Origin of the sequence: Candidatus Propionivibrio aalborgensis (genome assembly GCF_900089945.1) — a bacterium.
GTDB classification, from domain to species: domain Bacteria; phylum Pseudomonadota; class Gammaproteobacteria; order Burkholderiales; family Rhodocyclaceae; genus Propionivibrio; species Propionivibrio aalborgensis.
Window position 1 is genome coordinate 1 of record NZ_FLQY01000146.1, and the last position, 10,941, is coordinate 10,941.

The following is a 10,941-nucleotide window of genomic DNA, read 5'->3' on the forward strand; positions in this document are numbered from 1 at the left end:
GCCAGCAGTACCGGATTGGCCAGAGGATTTGCGTTGCAACGTTTGTTGATCAGCAAGGCGCCCTGGTAGGCCAACAAGGTGAACGTAAGGCCAAGCAAAGGCGACGCGGCAAGATAGACCCACAATTCGCTGATACTCGGGGTCATGGCAAAGGCTCCGCGCTGTCCCGGTTGACGCTGCGCTTGACCAGCATGCGTAAGACCCAGGCTGTCACCGCGATAGTGAGGAAGGTGCTGATGACGAGCGCAACGACGATCGGTAGCCATTCGTCTGCCATGCGTTGCCCGTGCAGCATGACGCCTACGCCGGCCGGCACAAACAGCAGCGAAAGATGTTGCAGCAGGCTATGCGCCGTCTCACGAAGTTCAATGCCGGGCCCGCCACGAAGCGCCAGCGCGGCGAACAGCAAGGCCATACCGATCACCGGGCCGGGTATCGGCAAATTGAATATCAGACTGATGGCCTCGCCAGCCAGTTGGAACAGCAAGAGCAGCGTAATCGCAAACAGCATGATGCATCTCCCGGTGAACACGGCGCGTTGGAAACGACGCCATACGGGTACGATGCGCCGCGAAACGCAGAGCTTATTCCAGCCCTACTGGCGATGGAAGCGATGGCCGGGTCAATTGACTGATGACCAGAAATATCGAGTCCGCCAGGGCGCCTTGCACGTAGTCGGCGCACCGGAAATCTTCGCTAGCCACGCTGTTCTTCCAGCCGATTCTTTCGATTCGTTGCGCCCGTGGCCGGCAGGTACTGGTCTACTTCACCGCAAAACAATAAAACAATCCGTCGCCACCCGTGGGGCGGATTTTTTCCTGACTGCAACCGAGCGTCGGGTGAGCCGAATTCCAGGAAACTGCCCATGAAGCATCAAGCGGGCCTGCGCGATCATGATGGCCGGTCATCGCTGCGCCGTCGGCCCCGCTCTTGGTCCAGTTCCCGCACGTCATGTCGGGGAACGGCGCGCCGGGGAATGCCGTCCCGTCGGGCCGTGAGCCGGTCAGAATGTCGTGCATGTTGGGTTTCTCCGTGCGGCCGTTCACCGGCTGGCCCTTCTCGTTCAACGCGGTCTGCTTCGTCAGATTGTTGTCCCCCGAGTGCAGTTCGTCGACACTCCGCGCGATCACATCGCCCTTGGCATTCTGCCAGGGCCCGGTGCCGATCCGGTCGCGCGCGTTCACGAAGTTCGTATCGGCCAACTTCGGTGCCTGCGTGCTCAGGTAAGCGTGCCACGTGCGGTCACCCGCACCTGCTGCCTGCGCAAGCGACTGGCAGTACCGGTCGGCACCTTCCAGACCACCCAGGTCACCCCCCTTGCCAGGGCTGACACTGGTCACAAAAAATGTCATCTCCTTTGGCCCCGGCGGCACACTTGCGCAACCCGTCACGCCCATTAAACCCGCTACTGTCAGCCCTGCGATTCTCGCCATTTTTTGCATCACATTCTCCTCGTGGTTAGATTTTTTTGAAGCCAAGTTGAGCTTGGAAACCGGTGTTGGAGCCTTGGTTCCTTACCCCATTCAGATTGCTCGCCCTTCAGGCAACTCCGAATCCAAATTCAAATTCAATTTCATTTCCACGACCAGTCCTCCCTCCGGCCGATTGGCCGCGTGAACCGCGCCTCCATGCGCTTCGACCACCCGGCGCGTAATCGCCAGTCCGAGACCGTATCCAGCGGACAGCCGACCTGAAACACTACGATTGAAAGGATCAAAGATCGCGGCAAGATCACGTTCAGGCACACCCGCCCCATTGTCAGCCACTGCCAGGCGCAGGTGATCATCCATGGTCCGGGCAGAAATCAATATATGCCCCCCTTCCGGCGAATACAACACGGCGTTCCGCACGACATTTTCGATCGCGCGGTAAAGCAGCTCGTGGCTGCCGCGCACGAGCCCTGCGCCATCGATATCGAGTTCGATGGCGCAATGCTTGCACTCTGCCTCGAATCGGGCGTTATCGACGATTTCAGGAAGGAGGTCACGCAGGTCGAGCATGTCGTCGAAACTGCCGGACATGCCGGAATCCAGTCTGGCCAATGTAAGCAATTCTCCGACGAGTTTGTCCATGCGCTCTGTGTCGCGTTCGATATGCCTGATGTACTCGGCAGCACGGTCCGGCTGCTGGCGGAGCAGATCAGCGGCTGCCTGCAAGCGGGCCAGTGGTGAGCGCAATTCGTGAGACACATCGTGCAACAGATGGCGCTGGGACTCGAGCAGACTTTCGAGACGGCTCGCCATGCGGTCAAAGTCGCTGCCGAGATCTGCAAGTTCGTCGTTTCGATTCCCCATCGATGCACCAATGCGCGTCTGGAGCTTGCCGTCGGCAACGGACTCGAACGCGGTGCGCAGCCCGCGAATCGGCTTGGCAAAATACCAGGCCAGCAGGGCAGCGAAGAACAGGCTCACCACGCTGCCGGAAAGTATCGGCATGAGTGGTATCGCCGGATGAGGTGGGGGCGGTGGGCGATGCCTCGGTTCGGAGAGTGAAGGGGGCGGCGGACGGTGATCGAACAATCCGGATTCGGCGTTGCGTTCAGGCCAATCCAGCCAAATGGCTACACCGACGCCAATCGATGTCAGCACCTGAGCGAGCCAAAAGAAAAAGAAGAATTTCCAGAAGAGCCGGCCCATGGCTTCTTACTACTCGACGATCAATTGGTAACCCTTGCGGATCACCGTTTGAATACAGGATCGGCCATCGGCCAGATTGCCGAGCTTGTGGCGGATACTGCTCATATGAACATCGATGCTCCGATCGAAGCGCTTCAGTGGCCTGCCCAACCCCTTCTGCGAAAGATCGGCCTTGCTCACCGGTTGGCCGGCATTTCGCGCCAGGGTTTCAAGGAGATTGAATTCGGTGCTGGTGAAATCGAAAGGAACCCCTGCCCGCTCGACACGCCGCTGTGCGGGGTATACGGACAGCGTACCGACGACAATTGGCAAGGTTGGCGCGACGGCCACCGCACTGGTGCGCTTCAGAATTGCACGGATGCGCGCTGCCAGTTCGCGCGGCGTACAAGGCTTCGGGACGTAATCGTCCGCCCCCAGTTCGAGACCGGTGACACGATCGGCATCGTCACCGCGAGCGGTGAGCATGATGACCGGAATACTGCTCTCGGCTCGAATCCGCGCCAACGCCTCGATGCCACTCATGCCAGGCATCATGATGTCCAGCACGACGATGTCGTATCGATTGCTCAATGCCGCAGTAACGCCTGTCGCCCCGTCGTGCGAGGTACGCACCGCGAAGCCTTCACGTTCGAGGTAGTCCCGCAACAACTCGGTCAACTCGGCGTCATCGTCCACCAGCAGAATACGTGCAGACATCACTCCTGCCCCTTCGCCAATACGCAGTCAGCAATCTTATGGCACCGGCAGCAAATCCTGCCCTTTTTTACTTGTTTTTACAGCCCCTTAACCGCGTTTAACGCAAGCGAAGGCAACAATGCACGCATCGCGTTGGCCTGACATTCCGGAAGGCCCGCAAGAGATGGAGTGATCTCATGAAATCCGCAAACAAGATATTGACCCGGCTCGGCCTGCTGGCCGCGCTCTCGTGTTCCTCTGGCCTTCTATTCGCGCAACCGGCCGAGGATCAAGGCGGTCCACGCAAGCCACCGCAGGAAGCGCTCGACGCGTGCAAGTCATTGAGTGCTGGCCAGGAATGCGGCTTTACCTCCCCGCACGGATCCGTCAAAGGGTCCTGCTGGGCGCCCGAAGGCAAACCGCTCGCGTGCAAGCCCAAGGATGCGCCGGGCGGCAGATCGCAACCGCAAAAACAATAGGCAGATTTCAGGCCGATGTTTTGAATTGAAGTGATTGCAGTCGCAGCGTGATGCGCGTCGTTTCATAACCTTGGAAAGGAATACATCATGAGCAGCATTGGAGGTATTGGCAGCAGCTACAACAGTTCGATGATGCAGGGCATGAGGCAACGCCCAGATACGACGAAGATGGCCGAGGAGCTGTTCTCCCAGTTGGACACCTCCGGACAGGGTTTCATCCAGAAGTCAGACCTTCAGACAGCCTTCGACAAGATTTCGTCGATATCCAGTTCGTCGTCAAGTACGACGAGCACGTCATCCACCGTCGACGAGCTATTTTCAACGCTTGACGCGGACAGCAACGGAAAGGTCTCCAAGCAGGAATTCACCGATACGTTAGCAAGACTTCAAAATGCTTTGGACCAGCAATATTTCGACGGCCGTATGCAAACGGCTATGCAGGCCGGTGGGACAGAGGGGATGGGTAGCAGGCCGCCACCACCGCCGCCACCGCCAGGCGGTGGACCGAGCATGACCAAGGACGAGCTGACCAGCACTCTCGATCAGATCGGTACGTCTGACAGCCGAAATGCGTTGATGTCCAGCATTGTCCAGAACTTCGAGCAAGCGGACACCGACGGCGACGGCAAAGTCAGCTTCCAGGAAGCGATGGCCTTTCAGCAGTCGAGCGGCGGCGCGAGCAGTCCGGTTCCTACAGCGTCCGCAGATTCCAGCATTGGTTCGGCCTCCTCACCGTCGTCGGGCGGCAATTCAGAGGCGAAGGTCATGATGCAGATCATGAAGCTGATGCAAGCCTACAACATCGGCAACGACCAGAACCAATACAGCGGCCTGCTTTCAACGCTGTCGGCGTCGGCGTAGTTATAGGGCAAGTTGCACCGGGGCTGCCGTAGAGCTGGTGCTCCACGCTTTGCGGCGCATCCTAATGTGCGGCACGCCAGACAGCGTAACGATCGACACGACGCTTTCGCTTCTGATCCCTTACGCCGCCTTTCTGGCTGTTGACAAACGCCGGGTCGTTTCCAAGTAAGAGCATGGCTGATAGCGAACATTGTCGCTGGAGGTGGGCCAATATTGCAGCCCATGCCCCAGAGAAAAAATCACCGGCGATCAGGCATTCACGTCAACGACAACCCGTCCACGAACCTGTCCGTCCAGCAGTCTGGTAGCCATGGGAATAGCCTCTGCGAGGCCGATCTCATTGGTGATGAGGCCCAGTTTGGATACATCGAGATCTGAACCCAGACGTTGCCACGCGGCAAGGCGGTCTGCACGTGGGCACATGACGCTGTCGATCCCGACCAGCGTCACCCCACGCAGGATGAATGGGGCGACAGTCGCAGGGAAATCCATACCACCGGCCAGACCGCACGCGGTCACGATGCCGCGATATTTGGTCGTAGCGCACACATTGGCCAAGGTATGGCTGCCGACGACATCGACGGCGCCGGCCCAACGCTCCCGAGCAATGGGTTTTCCCGCGGAGGAGAAGACCGAGCGCTCTAAAACCTCGCTGGCACCCAGGCTCTTGATGTAGTCACTTTCCTCCAAGCGCCCGCTGACCCCAACGACGGTATAGCCCAGCTTTGACAGAATCGAGACGGCAACGCTACCAACGCCGCCAGCCGCTCCTGTGACCAGTATTTCGCCCTTGTCTGGCGTCACGCCATGGTGCTCAAGTGCAAGCACACACAGCATTGCCGTATAGCCTGCGGTGCCTATGGCCATGGCTTGCTGACCTGTAAATTGGGGTGGCAATGGAACCAACCATTCACCGTTCAGACGAGCCTTCTGAGCCAACCCGCCCCAATGGCCTTCGCCGACGCCCCAACCGTTCAGCAAAACGGCGTCGCCGACGTTATATGCCGGGTGGCTGGTCTCTTCGACCGTGCCGACCAGGTCGACTCCGGGAACCATCGGGAACTTGCGCACAACCGGGCCTCTGCCAGTAATTGCCAGGCCATCCTTGTAGTTGAGGGTTGAATGACTGACGCGCACGGTCACGTCGCCTTCGGGAAGTTGGGACTCATCAACATCCTTGACGCTTGCACGGTAGCCCGCTTCGTCCTTCTCAATCATGATTGCTCTAAACATTTGCTACTCCTTCCTGAATTAGACCGAACGTCTATAAAAGGGCAAAAGAATTAGCGGCTCTTTAGCCCGGCAAAAAAAACATCAGAAAAAATAACCAGGGCAGTGGCTTGGCGCTCAAGTTTTGCCCGCAACACAGCCCCTTCCCAGCCGATCCAGAAAAATGCTGCGTGTTGCTCGCAGTCAATTTCTTGCGAAATCTCACCAGCCGCTTGCGCAGCCAACAAGCAATGCGCAACGCGTTCCTGCCAGTCTGCAAATACCGCGCTCAATCGGTCGCCGTAGGATGCGGGTAGCGCACCCATTTCCTGCCCAAGATTTCCAATCAGGCAACCACGCGTATAGCCGTACTTGGCCATTCCGGACTGAGCATCGGAAACGAAGGCTCTCAATCGCTCAAGAGGCGACTGCGACGCGTCACCCAAATGACGCTGCAACTTGCGCGCGAAATAGGCACCGTACCGAACAATCAATTCAGCACCAAAGGCTTCTTTGCTGTCGAAATAATGATAGAACGATCCCTTCGGGACGCCGACACTCCGCAACATTTCGTCAAGTCCCGTTGCGCAAAAACCTTTCTTCGTCAGAATCGCTACGCCTGCACGCAGGAGAATTTCGCGAGTATCGGACTGTTCATCCAATCGCTTGGGTGGTCGACCACGTCGGCGGATAGTGGCGCTGTGATTTTCCATATCGCGGATATTAGACCATTCGTCTAGATAAATCAAGGAACCACTTTCACGAATCCGAACGCGAGCTGGCTGCCAAGCTTGGATGTGATTCGGAGATGCCCGGCAGGTGCGGGAATCGTGACCTTGATGGGCACCGGCATGCTGTAGCTTGCTCACGCCATTCACCGTAAATTGACCCGGTGCACTCAATGTGGATCGCCGGAGTTAGTGACTCAACGGACTCGCACTGCGCGTGAGGCGATGACTTCGTTGGCCGAGGGCCTGTCCTCGGCCGAATTGTGGGAATTAGGCAACCGAGGCCTAGACTAAACTCACGTCAGCAATGTCGACAACAATTCGGGAGTTTGCTCCATAGCAGATCAACTGCACCCCGAGACTAATACCTGCGACCACGAAGCAGTTTTCCAAAGCATGGTCTCTGCGAATCGCTTTCGCTTTGATTCCTTGATAAGCACGTTTGTTGAGACGGACAATTCGTCCCACATATCGCTGTAGCTGTCTCTTCATTATGTATCCTCTTGTATTTTTGTCGAAACCTAAGCTTCGATTCGCTTTAAAGCGTGGAACAAGACGGCGAAATACCCATACCAGGGGAAGTGCGAGTCTTTCGAAACGACCCCTTTTTCGGGGAGGTTGGACCGTCTAGGCTGCCGTTCGTCAGCGCATGTACTCAAGATAACGACACAAGCTCGCCAGCTCAAGTAACGGTTTGCAACAGGGTGTGCCGGTGTGTGTGGCCTGCACCAATCCGCTTTGCCGATGATACGTCTGGACTTCGGTGACCTGAGCATTCCCAAGGACAAGCTGAACGTAAACGGGGGTGATTGCCCTGGGTCACCCGATGGGCGCCACCGGAGCCATCGTGGCCGGCATGTTGCTGGACGAACTTGAGCGCGGCGGCATGCGCCGGTCTCCAATCACGACATCCGGAAAGCTATCTAGCGGTTTGAGCAACTGCAGCGTCAGGCCGTCGACCTGCATTCATCTTGACCCTGACCAGCGCTCCTGAAACACTGTCCACCCATTCAGCACCCAAATCCACGGAGGGATCGCATCATGATCAAGCGTCGCCAGCTGCTGCAAATAAGTGCCGGCCTCCTGATCAGCCAGGCGTTGGGCCTGCGCGCCGAGGCGTCGGCAAGCCCCACGCTCCGCCTGATCCAGCGCGCCATACCCAGCAGCGGCGAGTTGCTGCCCGTAATGGGCATGGGCACCTCCGGCACCTTCGACACCGAGGGAGATCCGGCTTCCCTGGCCACACTGCAGGAAGTGCTGCAGGCGTTCTTTGATGGCGGCGGCACCGTGATCGACTCCTCCCCCATGTACGGCAACTCCGAATCCCGCGTGGGCGATGTGCTGCGCGCCCTACCCCAGCGGCCCAAACTGTTTGCCGCCACCAAGGTCTGGACCACGGGCCGGCAACCGGGCATTGCCCAGATGGAGGAGTCGGCCCGCCGCATGAACGTGGAGCGCTTCGACCTGATTGCCGTGCACAACCTGCAAGACTGGCAAACCCATCTGGAGACGCTGAAGAACTGGAAAGCAGAGGGCAAGGTACGCTACATCGGCATCACAACCTCCCATGGGCGCGACCACGACGAATTCCTGCAGGTGATGCGCACCCAGCCGCTTGATTTTGTCCAGTTCAGCTACAACATCGAGGATCGCGCGGCAGAGCGCGAATTGCTGCCGGTGGCAGCCGAGCGCGGCATTGCCACCATGATCAACCGCCCCTACCAGCGCGGCGCGCTGTTCACCCGCTCCCGCGGCAAGGAACTGCCAGCGCTGGCAGCGGAGCTCGACTGCAGCAGCTGGGGGCAGTTCTACCTCAAGTACATCCTGGGCCACCCGGCCGTGACCTGCATCATCCCGGCAACCGCCAGCGTGCGCCACATGGTGGACAATATGCGCGCCAATTTTGGCCGCCTGCCCGATGCACGCCAGCGAGCCGAAATGCTGCGCCTGTTCGAGCAGTTGTAGACTCGCCGGTGGTGCATTCACTGCAGCGCATTCTCGCCCGGGCCTGCGATATAGAAACCAACGAGGTGCGCTCAACCCTGGCGTCCTTCGGCCTGGTGCTGATCCTGATGGGCTCGTACTACATCCTGCGACCGGTGCGGGACGCCATGGCGAGCAACTGGACCGATGCCGAAGTCAGCTGGTTGTGGACTTGCACTTTTATCTGCAGCACCCTCGCGGTATCCCTCTATGGCGCGGCGGTAGCCAGGGTCAGCATCCACCGGCTGGTGCCGTCCGTGTACGCGCTGTTCGCCGCCAGCTTCGCGCTCTTTTACCTCGGCACCCAGACCCTGGTTGAGCAGGAGCTGCTGGACAAGACCTTCTACGTCTGGGTAAGCCTGTTCAGCCTGTTCCATATCTCGGTGTTCTGGAGCTTCATGGCCGACACCTTCTCCCGGCCCCAGGCCACCCGCCTGTTCGGCTTTATCGGCGCCGGTGCCAGCATCGGCGGTATCGGCGGACCGGCCCTGGCCACGCTGCTGGTTGGCGACCTCGGCACCGACCCGCTCTTGCTGGTGGCCGCCGCCCTGGTCGCCCTGGCACCGCCCCTCGTCATCTGGCTGCAACAACTCAAGCGCAGCGACCTGCACAACGAGAAGCACAGCGCAAACTCAGCCGCCTTTGACAATATTGGCGGCGGTGCACTAGCCGGCTTCAGCGAGTTCCTGCAAAGCCGCTACCTGCTGATGATCGGCCTGTTCATCTTTTTTTATACCTTTATCGGCTCGTTTGCGTATTTCGAACTCAAGAACCTGCTGGTGGATTACGACGGCGCAGCGCGCACCCAAATCTGGGCCAGTATGGACCTGGTAGTCAATATCTTTACCGTGGTGGTCGGCGCCTTCGCCACCGGACGCATAGCGAAGCACCTGGGCCTGCCCTTCACCCTGGCCAGTATCCCGGTGCTGATGTTCGGGGGCATGTTGATGCTGGCAGTAACACCGGTGGTCGCGGTGGCGGTCGCCATGCAAATTGTGCGCCGCATCGGCAACTACGCCATCTCGCGGCCGGCCCGGGAAATTCTCTTTACCGCCGTCGACCGGGAGACCCGGTTCAAGGCCAAGCCGGTTATCGATATCGTGATCTATCGGGGCGGCGACATGCTCAACGCCTGGGCATTCACCGCCCTCACCCAGGGCCTGGGACTGGGAATGGCGGCGGTAGCTGTGGTGGGAGCGGGGGTCGCTGTGCTGTGGGCGGCCACAGGCGCGTACCTGGGGCGACAGTTCAACATCATGCGAAGCGAAGAAGAAGACGCCGCAAATTCATCGCCAGCAGTTAAATAGTTAAGCCGCGGGGCACCCCTTACCCACCGGATCCCGGCGAACAATACCCCCTGCGCGGCCAACGATTATGCTGGCCCCCCGATCCATCACGGAGGTATCCCGCGCGGCAGGGTATCTTCGGACCGGTTCCGCGGCGATCTAGCTGTATTGGCGGAATCAATTCGCGGAGGATGAGGATCTCCGATTTTTCACCGGACGAAGGTCAGGCAACAAAGTTCAGGCGCCGACGAGCACTTGGCCAAAGTCGACATCCGACCCTATAGCATCGTTTGGCCGGCCTGGAATCTAAACCAGCCGCAGCCAAACGCCACACACATTTACAGATCGAGAAGCTGGGTTAGCTTGACAAACGTACCAATATTGATACTCTCCAAACCATGAATCCTGTCCTTGATGTTCGATTCTTCTGCACCGATGCGGGCAAAGAACCGGTTCGAGAGTGGTTGAAGGAACTAACCCCGATTGACCGCAAGGCCATCGGGGAGGATATCAAGACGGTGCAGTATGGTTGGCCGCTGGGAATGCCCTTGGTGGATCATTTGGGCGGCGATATTTGGGAAGTTCGGGTCAAGTTGAATAACCGTATAGCGCGCATTCTGTTTGTCCTAGAAGGAAAAACAATGGTGCTGCTACACAGTTTCATAAAAAAGCAGCAGGCCACACCAAAACCGGATCTCGACCTTGCAAGAGATCGTCTCAAGCAGTTACGAAGGAAATGACCATGGGCAAAAAGAATATCGGCAGCAGTTTTGATAACCTTCTGGCCGAAGATGCGATGCTCGAAGAAGTTACCGCAGTCGCGCTGAAACGAGTTATTGCTTGGCAAATCGCTGAGGAAATGAAAGCTCAGCACCTCACAAAAACTGAGCTGGCAAAACGTATGCATACCAGCCGTGCCGCCTTGAATCGTCTCCTTGATGAGGAGGATTCTAGCTTGACTCTTACGACGCTGGCCAGCGCTGCTGCCGCACTTGGGAAAACGATCAATATCGGTTTTTCTGCCGCGTAACTCGCCAGCGAGGCTGCGAACGCCCGCTCCCGTCTTCAGGAGATACGAACAATC

At 58.4% G+C, this 10,941-nt stretch carries 13 protein-coding genes; 6 read left to right on the plus strand and 7 right to left on the minus strand.

Features of this window, described 5'->3' with window-relative positions; genetic code table 11:
• Positions 1-142: 142 nt before the first annotated feature.
• The 4 genes from PROAA_RS08600 to PROAA_RS08615 all read right to left on the minus strand — a co-directional run bounded on the left by PROAA_RS08600 (position 143) and on the right by PROAA_RS08615 (position 3,332).
• Positions 143-511 (minus strand): CidA/LrgA family protein, encoded by a 369-nt coding sequence (locus PROAA_RS08600; RefSeq protein WP_186410953.1) that lies wholly within the window; start codon positions 509-511, stop codon positions 143-145.
• 250 nt (positions 512-761) lie between these two features.
• The gene (locus PROAA_RS08605) at positions 762-1,442 is read right to left on the minus strand and encodes a hypothetical protein (protein WP_186410954.1); all 681 of its coding nucleotides are present in this window, start codon (positions 1,440-1,442) and stop codon (positions 762-764) included.
• A gap of 81 nt (positions 1,443-1,523) precedes the next feature.
• Entirely contained in the window at positions 1,524-2,435 is a 912-nt protein-coding gene (locus tag PROAA_RS08610; protein WP_222102173.1) for a HAMP domain-containing sensor histidine kinase, read from the minus strand.
• A 210-nt stretch (positions 2,436-2,645) separates the two neighbouring features.
• Entirely contained in the window at positions 2,646-3,332 is a 687-nt protein-coding gene (locus PROAA_RS08615; RefSeq protein WP_186410956.1) for a response regulator transcription factor, read from the minus strand.
• Between the two features lie 176 nt (positions 3,333-3,508).
• Between PROAA_RS08615 and PROAA_RS08620 the strand changes: the two genes are divergently transcribed.
• Both PROAA_RS08620 and PROAA_RS08625 read left to right on the plus strand, forming a co-directional pair.
• Positions 3,509-3,790: a hypothetical protein gene (locus PROAA_RS08620; RefSeq protein ID WP_186410957.1), complete on the plus strand. Its 282-nt coding sequence runs from the start codon at positions 3,509-3,511 to the stop codon at positions 3,788-3,790.
• A gap of 87 nt (positions 3,791-3,877) precedes the next feature.
• Positions 3,878-4,651: an EF-hand domain-containing protein gene (locus PROAA_RS08625; protein ID WP_186410958.1), complete on the plus strand. Its 774-nt coding sequence runs from the start codon at positions 3,878-3,880 to the stop codon at positions 4,649-4,651.
• A 249-nt stretch (positions 4,652-4,900) separates the two neighbouring features.
• On the opposite strand, the gene acuI is transcribed toward PROAA_RS08625, so the two are convergent.
• The 3 genes from acuI to PROAA_RS19385 form a co-directional block, all read right to left on the minus strand.
• Entirely contained in the window at positions 4,901-5,884 is a 984-nt protein-coding gene (acuI, locus tag PROAA_RS08630) for an acrylyl-CoA reductase (NADPH) (RefSeq protein ID WP_186410959.1), read from the minus strand.
• 50 nt (positions 5,885-5,934) lie between these two features.
• Positions 5,935-6,609, minus strand: a complete 675-nt coding sequence (acuR, locus tag PROAA_RS08635) for an acrylate utilization transcriptional regulator AcuR (RefSeq protein ID WP_245664219.1) — start codon at positions 6,607-6,609, stop codon at positions 5,935-5,937.
• Between the two features lie 798 nt (positions 6,610-7,407).
• Positions 7,408-7,554 (minus strand): hypothetical protein, encoded by a 147-nt coding sequence (locus PROAA_RS19385; protein WP_425394006.1) that lies wholly within the window; start codon positions 7,552-7,554, stop codon positions 7,408-7,410.
• Between the two features lie 75 nt (positions 7,555-7,629).
• Here PROAA_RS19385 and PROAA_RS08645 point away from each other — a divergent pair, with 75 nt between their 5' ends.
• The 4 genes from PROAA_RS08645 (at position 7,630) to PROAA_RS08660 (ending at position 10,887) form a co-directional block, all read left to right on the plus strand.
• A complete protein-coding gene (locus PROAA_RS08645; protein ID WP_186410960.1) occupies positions 7,630-8,553 on the plus strand; it encodes an aldo/keto reductase in 924 nt (307 codons plus the stop codon).
• Positions 8,554-8,564: 11 nt separating this feature from the next.
• Positions 8,565-9,878, plus strand: coding sequence for an NTP/NDP exchange transporter (locus tag PROAA_RS08650; RefSeq protein WP_222102174.1), 1,314 nt, complete (start codon positions 8,565-8,567; stop codon positions 9,876-9,878).
• Between the two features lie 377 nt (positions 9,879-10,255).
• Complete coding sequence (locus PROAA_RS08655; RefSeq protein WP_186410961.1) at positions 10,256-10,597, plus strand: type II toxin-antitoxin system RelE/ParE family toxin; 342 nt, start codon at positions 10,256-10,258, stop codon at positions 10,595-10,597.
• Between the two features lie 2 nt (positions 10,598-10,599).
• Complete coding sequence (locus PROAA_RS08660) at positions 10,600-10,887, plus strand: XRE family transcriptional regulator (RefSeq protein ID WP_186410962.1); 288 nt, start codon at positions 10,600-10,602, stop codon at positions 10,885-10,887.
• Positions 10,888-10,941 lie beyond the last annotated feature (54 nt).

Coding starts and splice junctions, on each gene's coding strand:
- PROAA_RS08660 (WP_186410962.1), top strand. CDS start 10,600: ATGGGCAAAAAGAATATCGGCAGCAGTTTTGATAACCTTCTGGCCGAA.
- PROAA_RS08605 (WP_186410954.1), bottom strand. CDS start 1,442: ATGCAAAAAATGGCGAGAATCGCAGGGCTGACAGTAGCGGGTTTAATG.
- PROAA_RS08620 (WP_186410957.1), top strand. CDS start 3,509: ATGAAATCCGCAAACAAGATATTGACCCGGCTCGGCCTGCTGGCCGCG.
- PROAA_RS08610 (WP_222102173.1), bottom strand. CDS start 2,435: ATGCCGATACTTTCCGGCAGCGTGGTGAGCCTGTTCTTCGCTGCCCTG.
- acuI (WP_186410959.1), bottom strand. CDS start 5,884: ATGTTTAGAGCAATCATGATTGAGAAGGACGAAGCGGGCTACCGTGCA.
- PROAA_RS08645 (WP_186410960.1), top strand. CDS start 7,630: ATGATCAAGCGTCGCCAGCTGCTGCAAATAAGTGCCGGCCTCCTGATC.
- PROAA_RS08615 (WP_186410956.1), bottom strand. CDS start 3,332: ATGTCTGCACGTATTCTGCTGGTGGACGATGACGCCGAGTTGACCGAG.
- PROAA_RS08600 (WP_186410953.1), bottom strand. CDS start 511: ATGCTGTTTGCGATTACGCTGCTCTTGCTGTTCCAACTGGCTGGCGAG.
- PROAA_RS08625 (WP_186410958.1), top strand. CDS start 3,878: ATGAGCAGCATTGGAGGTATTGGCAGCAGCTACAACAGTTCGATGATG.
- PROAA_RS19385 (WP_425394006.1), bottom strand. CDS start 7,554: ATGCAGGTCGACGGCCTGACGCTGCAGTTGCTCAAACCGCTAGATAGC.
- PROAA_RS08655 (WP_186410961.1), top strand. CDS start 10,256: ATGAATCCTGTCCTTGATGTTCGATTCTTCTGCACCGATGCGGGCAAA.